The 16,912-nt window shown below is 42.1% G+C and carries 11 protein-coding genes; 7 read left to right on the forward strand and 4 right to left on the reverse strand.

What is annotated here, in order from left to right; translation table 11 throughout:
* The first annotated feature begins 404 nt into the window (after nucleotides 1-404).
* The 3 genes from ACTQ9S_RS08345 to ACTQ9S_RS08355 all read left to right on the forward strand — a co-directional run bounded on the left by ACTQ9S_RS08345 (nucleotide 405) and on the right by ACTQ9S_RS08355 (nucleotide 6,550).
* Nucleotides 405-2,189 (forward strand): acyl-CoA dehydrogenase C-terminal domain-containing protein, encoded by a 1,785-nt coding sequence (locus ACTQ9S_RS08345; RefSeq protein ID WP_440454689.1) that lies wholly within the window; start codon nucleotides 405-407, stop codon nucleotides 2,187-2,189.
* A 314-nt stretch (nucleotides 2,190-2,503) separates the two neighbouring features.
* Nucleotides 2,504-5,002 (forward strand): site-specific recombinase, encoded by a 2,499-nt coding sequence (locus ACTQ9S_RS08350; protein WP_440454690.1) that lies wholly within the window; start codon nucleotides 2,504-2,506, stop codon nucleotides 5,000-5,002.
* A gap of 606 nt (nucleotides 5,003-5,608) precedes the next feature.
* Nucleotides 5,609-6,550, forward strand: a complete 942-nt coding sequence (locus ACTQ9S_RS08355; RefSeq protein WP_068035461.1) for a lantibiotic ABC transporter permease — start codon at nucleotides 5,609-5,611, stop codon at nucleotides 6,548-6,550.
* A gap of 186 nt (nucleotides 6,551-6,736) precedes the next feature.
* Here the strand turns inward: ACTQ9S_RS08355 and ACTQ9S_RS08360 are convergent, their stop codons facing one another.
* From ACTQ9S_RS08360 to pdxA, 3 genes are all read right to left on the reverse strand, one after another.
* Nucleotides 6,737-7,573, reverse strand: a complete 837-nt coding sequence (locus ACTQ9S_RS08360; RefSeq protein ID WP_068035459.1) for a symmetrical bis(5'-nucleosyl)-tetraphosphatase — start codon at nucleotides 7,571-7,573, stop codon at nucleotides 6,737-6,739.
* Between the two features lie 302 nt (nucleotides 7,574-7,875).
* A complete protein-coding gene (rsmA, locus tag ACTQ9S_RS08365) occupies nucleotides 7,876-8,739 on the reverse strand; it encodes a 16S rRNA (adenine(1518)-N(6)/adenine(1519)-N(6))-dimethyltransferase RsmA (RefSeq protein ID WP_068035457.1) in 864 nt (287 codons plus the stop codon).
* Nucleotides 8,740-8,946: 207 nt separating this feature from the next.
* Nucleotides 8,947-10,014: a 4-hydroxythreonine-4-phosphate dehydrogenase PdxA gene (gene pdxA / locus ACTQ9S_RS08370; RefSeq protein WP_440454691.1), complete on the reverse strand. Its 1,068-nt coding sequence runs from the start codon at nucleotides 10,012-10,014 to the stop codon at nucleotides 8,947-8,949.
* A gap of 330 nt (nucleotides 10,015-10,344) precedes the next feature.
* Here pdxA and dnaB point away from each other — a divergent pair, with 330 nt between their 5' ends.
* The 3 genes from dnaB (at nucleotide 10,345) to argF (ending at nucleotide 14,044) form a co-directional block, all read left to right on the forward strand.
* A complete protein-coding gene (gene dnaB, locus ACTQ9S_RS08375; RefSeq protein WP_068035453.1) occupies nucleotides 10,345-11,745 on the forward strand; it encodes a replicative DNA helicase in 1,401 nt (466 codons plus the stop codon).
* 74 nt (nucleotides 11,746-11,819) lie between these two features.
* The gene (gene alr, locus ACTQ9S_RS08380; protein WP_440454692.1) at nucleotides 11,820-12,926 is read left to right on the forward strand and encodes an alanine racemase; all 1,107 of its coding nucleotides are present in this window, start codon (nucleotides 11,820-11,822) and stop codon (nucleotides 12,924-12,926) included.
* 194 nt (nucleotides 12,927-13,120) lie between these two features.
* Nucleotides 13,121-14,044 (forward strand): ornithine carbamoyltransferase, encoded by a 924-nt coding sequence (gene argF, locus ACTQ9S_RS08385; protein ID WP_068035449.1) that lies wholly within the window; start codon nucleotides 13,121-13,123, stop codon nucleotides 14,042-14,044.
* 155 nt (nucleotides 14,045-14,199) lie between these two features.
* On the opposite strand, the gene rpiA is transcribed toward argF, so the two are convergent.
* Nucleotides 14,200-14,859: a ribose-5-phosphate isomerase RpiA gene (rpiA, locus tag ACTQ9S_RS08390; RefSeq protein ID WP_068327293.1), complete on the reverse strand. Its 660-nt coding sequence runs from the start codon at nucleotides 14,857-14,859 to the stop codon at nucleotides 14,200-14,202.
* Nucleotides 14,860-15,117: 258 nt separating this feature from the next.
* Here rpiA and ilvA point away from each other — a divergent pair, with 258 nt between their 5' ends.
* Nucleotides 15,118-16,671, forward strand: coding sequence for a threonine ammonia-lyase, biosynthetic (ilvA, locus tag ACTQ9S_RS08395; RefSeq protein ID WP_068035445.1), 1,554 nt, complete (start codon nucleotides 15,118-15,120; stop codon nucleotides 16,669-16,671).
* Nucleotides 16,672-16,912 lie beyond the last annotated feature (241 nt).

The following is a 16,912-nucleotide window of genomic DNA, read 5'->3' on the forward strand; positions in this document are numbered from 1 at the left end:
AGTTAGATATATAATCAAAAACTGCATTTGGACGTTAGTATAGTGATTTAAATGGCTTATTATCGGCAACATATCTAAGTATGTTGCCGATTTATTTTGTTTAGATTAAGGTCTGTTGAACATTCAAATATTTTATTTGCGCGCTGCAAGGGTGCATGCGAACTTTTAGTGTACGCACTATTCACTAAGAGATACACAAGCTCATCTACTAATTTGCTAAACTTTACTTATTGTCACAAGTCTAAATCTGTTAATAACCGTTGCAGTATTTACCGTTGCTCCTTAAGAACATCATGATAAATATAAGCAAACACTGTATATAGCTTCATAATTAACAATGTAAAATTATAGTTTCAAATACTATGCGAATTAAATTTTATTAATTTTAAACCAAAGGAATGTTTATGGCTGTTTATAATGCCCCTCTGACTGACATGCGCTTCATTTTAACGGATGTCTTTAAAGCTCATGAATTTTGGCAAAATAATGACAATTTATCTCATGTCGACATGGAAACAGTCGATATGATTTTAGAAGAAATGGCCAAATTAAGTAAAAACGTCTTGCTACCTATTAATCGTAGCGGCGATGAAGAAGGTGCGACTTATCAAGGCGATGGCGTCGTTACTACGCCTAAAGGTTTTAAAGAAGCTTATCAGCAATATGCTGAATCAGGTTGGGTCGGACTTGGCGGTAATCCTGAGTATGGTGGACAAGGTTTTCCAAAAATGGTCACCATGCTCACCGAAGAGATGCTCTTTACTACCAACCAATCATTTACACTCTACCCTAACCTAACGGTTGGCGCGACCTTGTGTCTCAACGCGGCTGGTTCAGAAGAGCAAAAACAAACGTATTTAGAAAAAATGTACTCAGGCGAATGGTCAGGTACCATGTGCTTAACTGAGCCGCACGCAGGTACTGACTTAGGTATTATCAAAACCAAAGCCATACCAAATGATGATGGTAGCTATAACATCTCTGGTACCAAAATCTTTATTACTGGCGGTGAGCACGACTTAACCGACAATATTATTCATCTCGTATTAGCTAAAACGCCAAATGCTCCAGAAGGCTCAAAAGGTATCTCATTATTCGTTGTACCGAAATTTTTGGTCAATGTTGATGGCAGCGTAGGCGAACGTAATACCTTATCAGCTGGCTCTATCGAACATAAAATGGGTATCAAAGCCTCAGCGACTTGTGTCATGAATTTCGATGATGCAAAAGGTTGGATGGTTGGTGCTGAGAATACTGGCCTATCATCAATGTTTATTATGATGAACTATGAGCGTGTAACTATGGGCTTGCAAGGGCTTGGTGGTACTGAGCTTGCTTATCAAAACGCTGCACTTTATGCGTTTGAACGTGGTCAAGGTCGTAGTGATACTCAGCTACAAAGCCCAGAGAAACCAGCTGATGCTATCGTTCACCATGCTGATGTACGCCGTATGCTATTGAATGCTAAAGCTAACGCTGAAGCGTCACGCTGCTTTGCTATGTATGTCGCCAAACAACTAGATACTGAAAAGTTCAGCACTGACCCTGAAGCAGCTCAAGCCGCTGCTGCACGTGTTGCCCTACTGACACCTATTGCAAAAGCGTTCTTAACTGATAAAGCGCTGGAAGCCACTATCGATTGCCAGCAAGTTTTCGGCGGTCATGGCTATGTGCGCGAATGGGGCATGGAGCAAATCGTGCGTGACACGCGTATTGCTCAGATTTATGAAGGTGCAAACGGTATTCAAGCACTTGACTTATTAGGCCGTAAAGTTGCCCGCAACGACGGCAAATATATCACCCATTTCTTAGGTGAGATACGTGATTATGTTAGCGCTATGCAAGCTGATCATGGTATTAAGCAAGCGACATTAAATGCCGCTGATACTGTCGAAGAGTTGACTAAAACAGTCTTGACCAATATCGGTTCTCGCAAAAATGAGATCAATGGCTGCGCAGTTGATTATATGCATGCAGTCGGCTATCTATGCTACTCATATATGTTTGCCCTGATGGTTGAAGCAGCTAACGGTAAAGATGGCGAGTTTTATACCAATAAAGCCAAGCTTGCTGATTACTTTGTTGGTCGCGTCTTGCCGCGCATTGATGCTCATGCGCAGATGGTCAAAGCTGGTAGCGATCCAATGATGAATTTTGACTTGGATTATTTTAATGTACCTGCCAGCTAATTAGTCTTCAAAAACTAATAGCTATTTATTTATTAATAAAAAGTTACCAACAAAAAAGGACAGTATGATTACTGTCCTTTTTTTTGCCAAAATTAATTGCTAACAAAATAATTCAGCATTGTAATGTGCTTGCGATTAAAATAACTCCAAATAACTTACATTCACTCTTAGACTATCAAAAATATTTGTATCTAAACGCTTAATAAATACCTAATAACCTCTAATTTCTCTATAGATAGCCATAGCTATAAATGATATGACATTATAAATATCAAAATATTGACTATCAAAATAATAACGATAAAGGGTACGCTGTGTCAGAGATAAAACGTATTTTACAACAGATTACTGCCTTGAGTGACGTGCCAGAGCCGTCTGTACTTAAGCGCTTGATTAATGAGCTGCGAGTCAATGAGAAAGAGCCTGCACTTGCTAATCAAAATATCCAAACCCTTATCGACATCTTGCGCCAACATCCAGAATATAGCGATGGTCTTGCCAGCTTTGTATTAAAGCTAATCATTCAATACCGTCAAATTGCCCTATATACCGACACTGGCATTATGTCAGATGAAGGTTTTTTTAGTAGTTTACGCCGCTTGATCGGTCATCGGTTTTTACCGCTACTACCTCAGGATGATTCAGTCGTTGAGCTGGTCGGCTATTTGTTTCATAAACGTCAGGATGAACGCTGGCTCGCTCATATCGAAAAAGATAAATGGGATGCTCTCGTCGATCTTCTCAAAGTCAAAGACGAGCATTTACCTCTAGTAGCTACGGCCAAAAACAGTATTCTAAATGCGATTGTTATTTTGTCTTACCGTATTAGCGGTATCGGTCTGCACCCCGATTTAATGGAAGCTTATCCGCAAATTTTGAACTACTCAGCATCCTTTGTCGCACAAAACCAAGAAGCAGTATTGTTCGTTAATCAATATCGGCAGGCGCACGAGCTCGACACGTTAACGGATATTACTCCCGAACATGCGGTCAATCCTGCACCCCTACTTGTCATGCTTGAACAGTGTGAAGATATCGTGGCAACAGTACGTAAACGTATCTATAAGACTGGTATCTCTATTCGCTTGACCAATATGATGTTACGCCTTGATCAAAGCTTACAGCGTATGCGCATTTTGACCGAACTGGTTGCTGATAGCGGTCACAATCGCGACAAAGCCGTGATTGATCTGATTCAGACCCTTATTACGACTGCTAACCGTCGTTACAGTATTGGCTATTTGATTGATAATAATACTAAGCTGCTGTCACGCAAAGTCACTGAAAATGCTAGCCGCGTTGGTGAGCACTATATCAGCACAGATAGAGCTGGCTATCAAAACATGTTCAAAAAAGCGTCCATTGGTGGCTTTATTATTGCCTTTATGGCCACTACTAAAATATTGGCTTATCACTTGGCGCTTGCACCGATGGGGCGAGCATTTATCAACAGTATGATTTATGGTTTAGGCTTTGTTTTTATTCATATCGTGCATGGTACGGTTGCGACTAAGCAGCCAGCAATGACTGCCGCTGCCATTGCCTCGACCATATCAGAAGGCTCTGGGAAAAAATCTCATCAGCTCACTAAGTTATCAGAGCTAGTAGTGGATATCTTGCGCACCCAGTTTATCGCCATCATGGGTAACATTATGCTAGCTATCCCAGTAGCATTAATCATCTCTTTTGCTTGGTTACAGTATACAGGCGCACCGATGATTGATACCGATAAAGCAGGACATTTACTTCATGATCTTGACCCCTTCCGCTCTTTAGCACTACCCCACGCTGCCATTGCCGGCGTATATCTATTCCTGTCCGGCCTTATTGCTGGTTACTATGATAACTTGGCTGTCTATAATCAGATTGGCGCTCGTATTCGCAGGCATTGGTTGCTCCAGCGTTTACTCCCTGAAACATGGCTTCAGCGTTTGGGTGGCTTTGTGGAAGCCAATCTTGGCGCTATTATGGGCAATTTTTTATTCGGTGTATTCTTAGGTAGTACCGCTACCATTGGCTTCTTATTTGGCTTACCCATTGATATTCGCCATATTGCCTTTGCATCTGCCAATTTGGCTCATGGACTATTCAATATGTCATCGGCACAAATCAGTTGGGATGTTATTCTAATCTCTATTCTTGGTGTTGCACTGATCGGTATGGTCAACCTAATGGTCAGCTTTTCACTGGCACTCTTCGTCGCATTGCGCTCAAAAGAGGTACAATTCTTTGAATGGAGCCGACTAACAAAACTGGTTTTTGGGCATATCATCAGTCACCCATCTGACTTTTTTTGGCCCCGAGATAAGCCAATGAAATACGCACGTATCGATAGTCAAGGACATATGATATTTGATGATACTGCTGGACAAAAAGGTGGCAAGCCGTTACCTAGCAATTATGTAGTGCGACGTTTATCTGACGTCAAAATATTACCTAAATCTGTAGCTGCTAATGCACAAGGTGAGCAGATGACGACAGATATCTACTATGATAATCAGCCTCAAAACAACGAGCACGATAACCTCATAGATTCAAATTCACTGAAAAGCTCTGGGCAAACAACACACATCTCTTCACCAAAAGCCTTAGCAAAAAAGGTTGTTGACCTAGATGATGGTTTAGTAGATGAAGAACTTAATAGCGTGCCTTATTCTAGTGATATTCAATACGATAAAGCGACCAAAACACTCGATGCCATTACTAGTAGCGAAAACAGTAGTGCTGATAATGAAAACCCCAATAATAAAGCAGCCGGCGATGCAAAAACGCCATTACCGAAACCTAAAAAACCACCAAAACTGCCTAATTAATAGGACAGTTTTGGTAGCTTTATACTTGGTCAACGGCTGATAACATGTCTAACAATATTTTTTTGATACCTCATTGATATTCATCACATAAATATTCAAAGTTACTAGATTTAGCCATTTACCATAACGACTGTAATACTAAACCTCATATCTTCAGTCTCAAATATAATTCTTTTAGCTTCGTCTAAAAATATAATATTAGTCATATTATGGCTATTTAATAACCTACTACCTGTATCTATGAATTGAGACAACTCGGAATTTTCCTACTCTCTAAGATCATTGGATCTTAAACAATCCCAGCGTGGTTCAGCATACCCATACGCATCAAAGAGATACTTTTATGGTATTTATCTGCCCAATAGTGATATCGATAATGTCGCAAACCTAGTGAGCATAAAAAGCTCACTGCAAACACCAGTATAAACCATGAAATATGCGGCGTCTTTTTAGTAAAAAATGGCACAGCATTAAAAGGCAGTAAACCGTAACAGTGGCACGATTATGTAATTAAAATAGTATCATGTGGGGATTATTTGCATAACGGATGGTAAAAAAGGGAAGTAATACCCGCTTTTTTACGAATCTTTTTTATTAGGAAAGGTCATGCTTCTTCGTTTTATTGCGCGCCATAGCACATTAATTATGCCAGTTTGTGCAATTGTGGGCTTTGTTTTTCCAAACTTATCCAATACAGTATTGGTATATTTACCCCAAATATTGTTCTTCTTGATGTTTTTTACTTTACTAGGCATTGACCAATATGCGCTTTTAAAGCGTATAGCGACAAGCTATGTATGGGTTTTTGCCTTGTTACAAAGCGGGGGTATGAGTCTAGTTTTAATAGTAACTGCTTATGCACTCGGTGTACGTGGCGATTGGCTATTGGCGATTGCAGGTCTTGGTGCCACTGCCCCATTGTTCGGTAGTGGTGCGTTGGTCAATGCGGTGGGATTTGATGCACAACTGGCGACGGCAAAAACTATCGCTGCTACGTTCGTTATGCCATGTACATTATTAGGCGTATTGTGGCTATTAGGCGATGACAATGCGCATATAGACGTTGGCATATATGTTAATCGCTTGTTAGTTTATATTGTTATGCCAATAGTGCTAGCTGTGGCGGTGCGTCGGTTCGTTTCACCGCCTATTTTGTCGCGTTATTATCCCAAAATTGCACAGTTTAATATTTTACTCCTGATGTTATTTCCACTGGGACTGATGGCAGGGTTTCGTACTACCTTTGATCATAATCCGTGGCAAGCGTTGTCATTACTGGTGCTAAGTTCTGCATTGGCATTGGTATTTTATTTTACCGCTTATATAATATATCGGCGTTTTGGCTATGAAAATGCCATTATCGCTGCGTTGGTGTGTGGTGGACGCAATGTATTACTTGCTTACACCATAACTGCACCCTTCATGGGTACGGTGTTTTTACCGTTACTGGGTGCTTTTCAATTACCAGCATTTTGCTTACCCTTACTGGGCAAATATATGGCAAAACGCCATACGACTCGACCTATGGATGTAAAATCAGTTTTCTGAACCGCCTCAACTACTGATAGATGAGTTATCGTTTAGAGGATTTATATTTTGGGTATACCCCAATGGAACCAGTCTATTACACTGATAAAATCTATTAATAGTCCACTCAAAGTAGACTGCTATAACAGAACTACTTAAAACAGACCGCTTATCTAGCCTTGTATATCAAGGTTAGATAAGCGGTCATTAAGAGTTCGGACACTGCTCATTTGACGTTATCACTTTGCCATCACTGAGTCGGTAAGCTAGTAGAGAGTTACCCCAAACACAGCCACCATCAAGCGCGCGCGCATGTGGCAAGTCCACTTCACCCTTTAAGGCTGCCCAATGACCAAATAATATTTTGCGAGCACGTGGTACTTGCCATTCAAACCATGGCATAAAATCATCAGGCATATGCTGATCTAGACTAGAAGTAAAACTAAATTCAAGCGTCCCATCCTGCTTGCACAAGCGCATACGGGTAAAATAATTAGATATTGCACGCATCTTGGTAAAGCCATTAATATTATCATGCCAATCATCAGCGTTCTTACTATACAAGTGCGGTAATAGTCGATCCAGTTGTTGCAAACTACCTTTCAATTGCGCCTCTAACTGCTGGGCATATTGTGCAGCTACATCGATCGTCCAATGCGGTGGTATACCTGCATGTACCAATACTGTGCGCTCATCAGGATACGCTAGAATCGGTTGACGCCTTAACCACTGCAATAATTCTTCACTGTCCTCGGCGGCAAAAATCGGCGCGGTTTTATCTTTTTTCCTAATCTTAGTTGCGCCCCGCCATACTGCAAGTAAATTTAAATCATGGTTACCAAGGACAGTCGCCGCCGCACCCTGCTCGCATAGTGCTTTCACATGGCGCAAAGTATTTAACGAATCCTCTCCACGTGCGACTAAGTCACCCGCGAACCATAATTTATCTTGTGTAGGATCAAAATCTAAGGTCTCGAGTAGTTTTTGATACGCAGCATAGCAACCTTGTAAATCACCGATGACATATTGGTGGCGAAAACTCATAATCCCTCGATGATTATCTAAATGATTCTTTTAAATAGCTAGGGCGTGTCCTCAATCTGAACGAGTAAACCTCTAATGGGCTAAAAATGGCTATATTTCCGTCACTCTTTGAAAATTTCTAGACAATATACTCATATTCTCTGCAAAATTTCCTTTGATTGACAAAAATCTATCTCATTTTTATTACCATTATCAAAATGAGGATACACCCTAAGTACTAATGATAATAGCGCTGTACACGTGTGAAAGTACAACGACTGACTATTGCAATTGAACTATTAGTTGTTGAATCCAGGTAGAGCTTATTCTTCTACACTCTTGGCTTGATTACTTAACGCCACAAAGTCGCTCACACTGAGTGTTTCTGGACGTGCTTGAGGATCAATACCACAAGCTGCAAAGTCATCTTCACTCAAGGTCGGTAATAGCGTTGATTTTTTGAAGATAGCACGTAAAGTTTTGCGGCGATGGTTAAAGGTTTCACGCACCACGATAGCAAAATACTGTTCATCCTCTGCGACGACTGGTTTATCAATATGCGGTGTCAGACGAAACACAGCACTGGTCACTTTAGGCGGTGGATTAAACGCGCCTCTAGGAACAGTCAGCAGATAGTCAGTCTCGCAGTGATATTGCATAATAACTGACAGACGACCATAAGTTTTGCTACCGACATCAGCAGTGATACGCTCGACCACTTCTTTTTGCAGCATAAAATGCATGTCTTGAATGACATCAGAATAGCCAAGCAAATGAAACAGTATTGGCGTTGAGATATTATAAGGCAGGTTGCCCACCACACGTAGCTTGCCACGATCGGTGCTATAAAATTCACGATAGTCCACATTCATGGCATTTTCTTTAACAATCGTAAAGTTAGGATGGCTGTTTGCGCCGATACGAATGCGTAAGCTATCTGCTAAATCACGATCCAGCTCAACCACGGTCATGGCATCAACTTCTGCCAATAAAGGCTCAGTCAAAGCACCCATACCAGGGCCAATTTCTATCAAGTTGTCATCGCGGTCTAGACGAATACTATCAACAATTTGGCGAATAATACTGCTGTCATGTAAAAAGTTTTGACCAAAGCGTTTACGCGGTTGGTGTTTGGCAGTTCGCAAGCTAGCAGCTAATGTATTAGCATCAAACGAGTTTGTGGACATAAAAGATTCTTAATTAATGAGAAACGAAATAATAAAATGAGATTACAAAGCTACAGAATAGCTTATTAATAGACATCAACAATATAGGACGATGCTGAAAGATAATTTTGCAGCATTGTATTTTATAGCATTGTATTGGGTCAAAATTATACCACAGCTTATAATCTGGCTGTATTTTAGCATCATGCTTCATTCTGCATACGTTAACTATCTAGATAATGACTTGTTAGCCATCTCATTTGCCATAACTAATGCCTGATACAAGCTAGTAGCACTTGCACCGCCGCCCCCTGCCAAATCAAGCGCTGTGCCATGATCGACTGACGTACGAATATAAGGCAATCCTAAGGTTAGGTTAACCGTATCACCAAAGCCGTGCGATTTTAGCACAGGAAGTCCTTGGTCATGATACATTGCAATCACCGCGTCACAGTTATTTAAATGCCTAGAGGTGAATAACGTATCGGCTGGCATCGCTTCTGATACGTTTACGCCAGCGGCAATAAACTCTTGCAGTACGGGGTTGATAATCTCAATTTCTTCCATGCCTAAATGTCCACCTTCACCTGCATGCGGATTAAGACCGCAAACTAATATACGCGGATTTGCTATGCCAAACTTCGACTGCATATCATCAAGTACGATTTGCACGGTTTGGCGAACATTATCTACAGTGATAGCAGCAGGTACATCTCTTAAAGCTAGATGAGTCGTAACTAAAGCAACTTTCATCACTTGATTGGCCAGCATCATTACCACTTTTTCACAGCCACTTTGCTGCATAAAAAATTCCGTGTGACCGCTAAACATAGTGCCATCTAATAGTTTAATATCTGCATCAATTAACGCAGACTTCTGTAAGGGCCCAGTGACGATGGCGGCTACGGTTTCGCTCACTGCAAGCTGATGAGCGATTTCCAATTGTTTGGCAACCATTGCTGCATTCTTAGTGTCAATACGACCTGCCAGCACAGGCTCTGCACAAGGTATGTCCAATAATAGAAATGCATTGTTTGCCGTATTAAAGTCCATACTATCAATATCAGTTATTAACGATGAAGTGAGCGCGACACTCTGCCAAGTAGGACAGTTTTTTAGTACACCAGCAGCGATTAGTTGGTCTGCACGCGTTTGCATTGCTTTGGCATCGGCTGTCACCCAGATTGGCCGCGCAAAATCCTGTAATTTCCCTGCTTCTGCTAATAACAATACTACATCCATACCGATACCGGCAGGCTCACCTGTAGTGATTAACAACGGTTGTTTTTGACTCATGAATTTATCCTTATTTTTGTCTTATATACCAGATATTATTATATTTTTTATAAAAGAAATCGTCATTTATACGGTTATGACAGTCGCTATTTTTGACAATAAACTGACTAACAGAATTAGAGAAACTATCTATTGTCAGCCTCTTAACAATCATAATGTGATAGACTTTCGCTTTTAATTGTAGCATCAATTGAGGCTTGTTTTTGTGGTACTTATCGTAGGTGCTGGATGCGCCATTTTATGATATAGCGCTTACAATTAGCGCTATACTTGTAGCGATTTTAGAAGTACTGACTTATAAATAATTCACTTATAAATACTTAGGCACTCATGGCAGACACTAGCAAAACTGACGACCTACTCAATCAGCAGCCCCCGCACAATATAGATATTGAAAAGGCGCTACTGGCTTCTTTGATGAGTATCGAAGAGGCATATGACAAGATTGCAGATATCGTCACCAAAGACGACTTCTATGCGGGACGTCATCAACACATATTTGATGCTATCGCTCACTTGGCAGCGGTTAACGAACCCTACGATACTGTCATGGTACATGATTGGCTAGAGGCGCAAAAACTGCTCAAAACCGCTGGCGGCGACAGCTACTTGGCAGATATTTTGAGTCAAAGCCCTGCAACTTTATTTAACCTGACCGCCTACGCTCAGCGTGTACGAGAATTATCAACCCTACGCCAGCTGATTACCACTGGCAACGATATGCTGACCCTTGCTTATAATCCTAAAGATCAAACGGTCAGCGATATTTTAGATAACGTTGAGGCCAAGATATTTAGCATCAACGAGCAACACAATAAGCGTGCTGAGCAGCGCGGCCCTGTCGGTATTACCTCAGTATTGACCAACGTAATTGATAAAATTCAGGAGCTCAAATCAAATCCTGACGGTATGATCGGCTTACAGACACCATTTGCTGAGCTGAATAATAAAACCCAAGGTCTACAAGCAGGCGATTTAGTGATTGTCGCCGCACGTCCTTCTATGGGTAAGACTACTTTTGCTATGAACTTAGCAGAAGGCGTGTTGTTTAATGAAGATTTGCCTGTCGTTGTGTTTTCTATGGAGATGCCAGCAGAATCTATTGTGATGCGTCTACTATCTTCTTGGGGCGCCATTAATCAGACTCATTTGCGTTCAGGACAAATGAATGAAGATGAGTGGGCAAAAATGATGAACGCGATTCAGCATTTGCAGTCTAAGCATTTATACATTGATGATAGTACTGCATTGCCACCATCAGAGCTGCGCTCACGCTGTCGCCGTATCGCTAAAAACCATGATGGCAAGCTTGGCGCTATCATTGTCGATTATTTACAGTTGATGAAAGTCCCTGGCCTCGATGGTAACCGTGTTGGAGAAATCTCGGAAATCTCTCGTAGTCTAAAAGCTCTAGCACGTGAGCTTGAATGTCCAGTCATTGCCCTATCGCAGCTGAACCGAAGCTTGGAAAACCGACCTAACAAGCGTCCAATCATGTCAGATTTACGTGAGTCCGGTGCAATTGAGCAGGATGCCGATTTGATTATGTTTATCTATCGTGATGAGGTTTATAATGAAAACTCAGACCATAAAGGGGTGGCTGAAATCATTATCGGTAAGCAGCGTAACGGTCCTATCGGTACCATACGTTTAGGTTTTGAAGGTCAATTTACCCGCTTTATCAACCTGACGCCTGAGTACTATCAAGGTGTGACTTTTGACGATGAATGATGAATAACGTCAATTTAATGATTGACGACTTATAACTACTTTCTAACAACCAATTGCTAATAAAGAATTTAATTATGCGCACTGCTACCATTACTATTAATCCTGCTGCTCTTACTCACAATTTGAATCAAGTCAAAAAACGCGCGTCCAATGCTAAAGTGCTGGCAATGGTAAAAGCCAACGCTTATGGTCATGGCGTGGCTGCCGTGTTGCCAGCATTGCAGCAAGCAGATGGTATTGGCGTTGCAACGTTTGCCGAAGCAATGGAGGCGCGGCAACTGGGCTGGGATAAAGCGATTGGTTTGGTTGAAGGGGTGTTTAGCGCCAAAGAGTGGCAGCAAGCTATCGATAACGCTTGCAGCTGTGTGATTCATCATGCACCGCAGTTAGACTGGGCTTTAGAGAACGTCCCAGCAGCTGACAGCCCAGCGCGTCAAGTTTGGCTAAAATATAATACTGGCATGAATCGTTTAGGCTTCAACGAAACGACGGTCGTAGAAGCAGCACAGCGCTTACACGATGCTGGTTACCAGCTTATTCTAACAACGCACTTTGCGAACGCTGATAATCGTGACCATCCGCTAAATGCCATTCAAATACAGCGCTTCTCTGAGATGTTGAGCTATTTGCAACAACAGATAAGCCCAGCTATTGAAGGCTCATTGTGTAATTCAGCAGGAATAGTAAATTTCTCTGATAACCATTTTGACTGGGTACGTCCAGGTATCATGTTATACGGTAGCTCACCTGTCATCGATCAATCAGCTAACGACTTAAACCTACAGCCTGCGATGGAATTTAGCGCCCATATTATGGCAATGCAAGTAGTTAATGCTGGTGATGCAATCGGCTATGGCAGCCGCTGGACTGCACAGCAAGATACGAGAACTGCTCTTGTTAGTATTGGCTACGGTGATGGTTATCCACGCGTCATCAGCGATGATGCTTACGTTTGTATTATCGATGCTGAAAGCGACACAAGCTATCCATGCCCTATCCGTGGGCGAGTTGCTATGGATATGATTGTCATTGACTTGAGCGCAGCTCCGGTAGATATCGCACTTGATAGCAAAGTCGTCCTGTGGGGCGCTATGCCGCACGTTGATGAAGTCGCCAGTCATGCAGGCACTATTGGCTATGAGCTACTATGTAGATTAAGCGCTCGTCCCAAACGTGCATAAGTGCAACTGTATTTCTATTTAATTTACTTACTATAGGTCAGTCATCATACTGGCTCAGATACCAAAAATTGGCATTTACATTGAAAGTAATTACGCTATACTAAAAGTTTGTTGTCACCACGGCCAAGGCAGTTGCCTGTCGCCATTGACGGCTGATAACGTTTCATTGACTGTGATCGACTGCTAGGATTGCTATGAGTTTGCGCCATTTTTTGACCTTATCTGATTTAACCAAACAAGAACTAGAAAATCTTATCAAACGCGCCAGCGAATTGCGCAAGATGCAACACGCAGGCGAGATCTATCAGCCCTTTGTTGGTCGTACGCTTGGCATGATCTTTGAGAAGTCATCCACCCGTACACGCATCTCTTTTGAGACGGGTATGGGGCAGTTTGGCGGTAGTGCGATTTTTTTATCACCAAATGATACGCAACTTGGTCGCGGCGAGCCGTTAGAAGACTCAGCTCGCGTTATCTCCAGCATGGTCGACATTATTATGATTCGTACCTTTGGCCACGAAAAGGTCGAGACCTTTGCTAAGTATTCAAGTGTGCCAATTATTAATGCCTTAACTGATGAATTCCATCCTTGCCAGCTGCTTGCTGATATGCAAACTTACTATGAGCATCGAGGCAGTATTGAAAATAAAATCGTGACGTGGGTGGGTGATGGCAACAACATGTGCTCATCATTTATGCAAGCAGCCAATCAGTTTGGTTTTGAGCTGCGTGTGGCGGCTCCTTATGGTTTTGAGCCTGACCCAAAACTAATGGAACGCTTCTCGCACTGCGTTAGTCTCGTTGAAAACGTACAAGATGCTGCCAAAGACTCTAATCTCATTGTCACCGACGTGTGGGCAAGTATGGGACAAGAGTCAGAGCAAAATACCCGTGCGCGGCGTTTCGCGCCTTATCAAGTGACGCCATCGCTATTAGACAAAGCCGATCCAGACGTTGTCTTTATGCACTGCTTACCTGCCCATCGCGGCGAAGAAATCTCTCATGATATGCTAGATGATCCACGCTCTGTCGTGTGGGATGAAGCAGAAAACCGCTTACACGCACAAAAAGCTTTGATGGAATTTTTATTAAAAGACAAGATTAAGCTACCTGCATAGATAACTAAGCAAACTATTTATAAAATCTTATGCATAAAATATTACGCATAAAGTATTATGCATAAAAAAAGGCAGTGCACATTTATAGTGTTCTGCCTTTTTAGTTTTCGATTAGAAATTAGCAACTAGTTGACGAGCCGTCTAAAGAGCCGTTTTTAGCGAGTGAGTGTCGTCACCCCATTACTACCCGCCTTTAACAGTACATCTGCTTGATTGGCGGCAAAAATACCATTACATACCACGCCTACGATATTGTTCAACTCTTTCTCAAGCGCTATTGGATTACTAACATCCAAATCATAAGTATCTAAGATCACATTGCCATAATCTGTGACAAAGTCTTCACGGTAAACGGGTTCACCGCCTAGAAGGGCTAACTGGCGAGCTACGTATGAGCGTGCTTGCGGCAACACTTCAATTGGTACTGGGAACGCGCGTCCTAGTATCTCGACACTCTTACTCTCATCAACCATGCATATAAACTTGTTAGACGCCGCTGCGACGATTTTTTCACGAGTGAGTGCGCCGCCGCCGCCCTTAATTAATTGCAACTGCGCGTTAACTTCGTCAGCACCATCAATGTAGATGTCAAGCTGACCTGCAAAGTTTAGATCAACTATCTCGATACCAAGCGCGCGAAGCTTATCTTCGGTGACTTGTGAGCTAGCAACGGCGCCAGCAAGCCTCAATGTAGGTAACAACTCAATTAAACAGTTGACCGTACTGCCCGTCCCTACCCCAAGTATCATATCATCTTCGATATAGCTTAGAGCAGCTTTGGCTGCGGCTTGTTTCTGTGCTTGCTGATCGCTCATCATAAATCCTTGGCAACGTGAGAATAATATCAAAATGCGCGGCTATTATAACCGATGAATTTGATGGATGTTAGGGTAATGACCACTCTAATTTAATCTTTGTTTAGCTGTGCTACTTGCTATAAACAAACCTTTCATATCCATCAAAGCATCAAATTCTAAGCAAAACTTGCAATTGTGTCTTGCAAGATAGTTAAAATCAGCATAGGCTAATCTATTTCATTTTTATCATCATATATCATTTGTTTAGGGATCATTATGCTATCACATTGGGTACGAGCCATCTTGCAAGCCACTGTCTATGACGTTGCTATTCAAACGCCACTTGAGGCCGCACCTAAGCTGACCCAGCGTTTTACCAATGATATTCGACTTAAGCGCGAAGACCTGCAACCAGTCAAATCTTTTAAATTGCGTGGTGCTTATAACCGTATTAGCCAACTGAATGATGAGCAAAAAGCGCGCGGAGTGATTTGTGCTTCAGCGGGCAACCATGCGCAAGGGGTTGCTTACTCTGCCCGTACCCTTAATCTTAAAAACATTATAGTAATGCCCACGACGACACCTGACATTAAAGTCGATGCGGTGAGAGCGCTTGGTGGTAATGTCGACTTGCATGGCGATAGCTTCGATCAGGCCAACCGTTATGCTATTGATCGCGCTGAGCGTGAAGGTTTAACCTTCATCCCCCCTTACGATGATGAATTGGTCATTGCTGGACAAGGTACTATTGGACTTGAGCTGACCCAGCAGTGGCGCAACATGGATTATGTTTTCGTTGCGGTTGGCGGTGGCGGTTTGATTTCTGGTGTCGCGGCATTCTTAGGTGAAGTGGCTCCGCATGTCAAAGTCATCGCCGTAGAAGCTGAACAATCAGCCTGCTTAAAAGCGGCGCTTGAGACTGGTGAACGCGTGAAGCTTGAGCAAGTAGGTTTATTCGTCGATGGTGTGGCAGTTGCCCAAATTGGTGAGCTACCTTTTGACGTCGTACGTACGCAAAAAAGCGATAATTCAGGGCCAATCGTTGAGCCTGAGGTCGTGACCTGTACCAATGATGAAGTCTGCGCGGCTATCAAAGATATCTTTGAAGAAAATCGTAGTATCGTTGAACCTGCTGGCGCATTGTCAGTCGCTGGTATGAAAAAATATATTGAAGCTAATGATTTACAAGGTAAAAACTGCGTCGGCATCATTTGCGGTGCCAATATGAACTTTGACCGCCTACGTTATATCGCTGAGCGTACTGAAATCGGTGAGAAAAAAGAAGCCATCTTTGGCGTGACTATCCCTGAGCAGACCGGTGCGTTCTTAAATTTTTGCCGCAGCCTGCATGGACGTAATATCACTGAGTTCAATTACCGTGCTGATAGCAAAAAGTCGCCAGACTCTATGGAGCCTGCATCAATCTTTGTCGGTATTGCGCTAAAAGAAGGTGATAAAGAACGTGAAACGATTAGTAACCAATTAGCAGCTGATGGCTACACGGCGCATGACTTAACTGATGATGATATCGCTAAATCACATATTCGTCATTTAATTGGTGGACATGCTCATGTCGAGAACGAGCAATTATTAAAAATCACCTTCCCTGAGCGCCCAGGTGCACTGCTAACATTCCTAGAAAAACTTGGTGATGATTTTAACATTACGCTTTTCCATTATCGCAATCATGGTGCTGCTGAAGGTCGGGTGTTAGTTGGTCTGCAAGCCTCTGAGAGTAATTCACGTCAATTACAAGACGCCCTACTTGATATTGGCTATGACTGCACCATGCTCAATGACAATATTGGCTATCAGCTGTTTCTAAAGTAGTAAAAATAGACGCAAACTATCATCTACCGCGGCAGTTTTTTAATTAATTAAAAAATTGCCATAGATGAATCAATAGTGATTATTCGTTTGTAAATATTATTGATAGGTGTCAAGCAGTGATAAAAAAAATATTGATAATCGTTGTATTGCTGACTTTAGCACTTGTCGGTTATAAAACCCTTCAACTCAAAAACTTTACAAGTAATTCTAATGTTGCGACTAATACGTCAACTGGCGTTGC

Origin of the sequence: Psychrobacter sp. ASPA161_9, assembly GCF_051970275.1 — a bacterium.
Lineage (GTDB): Bacteria > Pseudomonadota > Gammaproteobacteria > Pseudomonadales > Moraxellaceae > Psychrobacter.

Bases quoted from the DNA above. Each gene is read 5' to 3' on its own strand.
- ACTQ9S_RS08345 (WP_440454689.1), top strand. From the start codon at position 405: ATGGCTGTTTATAATGCCCCTCTGACTGACATGCGCTTCATTTTAACG.
- ACTQ9S_RS08355 (WP_068035461.1), top strand. From the start codon at position 5,609: ATGCTTCTTCGTTTTATTGCGCGCCATAGCACATTAATTATGCCAGTT.
- ACTQ9S_RS08360 (WP_068035459.1), bottom strand. From the start codon at position 7,573: ATGAGTTTTCGCCACCAATATGTCATCGGTGATTTACAAGGTTGCTAT.
- rsmA (WP_068035457.1), bottom strand. From the start codon at position 8,739: ATGTCCACAAACTCGTTTGATGCTAATACATTAGCTGCTAGCTTGCGA.
- pdxA (WP_440454691.1), bottom strand. From the start codon at position 10,014: ATGAGTCAAAAACAACCGTTGTTAATCACTACAGGTGAGCCTGCCGGT.
- dnaB (WP_068035453.1), top strand. From the start codon at position 10,345: ATGGCAGACACTAGCAAAACTGACGACCTACTCAATCAGCAGCCCCCG.
- alr (WP_440454692.1), top strand. From the start codon at position 11,820: ATGCGCACTGCTACCATTACTATTAATCCTGCTGCTCTTACTCACAAT.
- argF (WP_068035449.1), top strand. From the start codon at position 13,121: ATGAGTTTGCGCCATTTTTTGACCTTATCTGATTTAACCAAACAAGAA.
- rpiA (WP_068327293.1), bottom strand. From the start codon at position 14,859: ATGAGCGATCAGCAAGCACAGAAACAAGCCGCAGCCAAAGCTGCTCTA.
- ilvA (WP_068035445.1), top strand. From the start codon at position 15,118: ATGCTATCACATTGGGTACGAGCCATCTTGCAAGCCACTGTCTATGAC.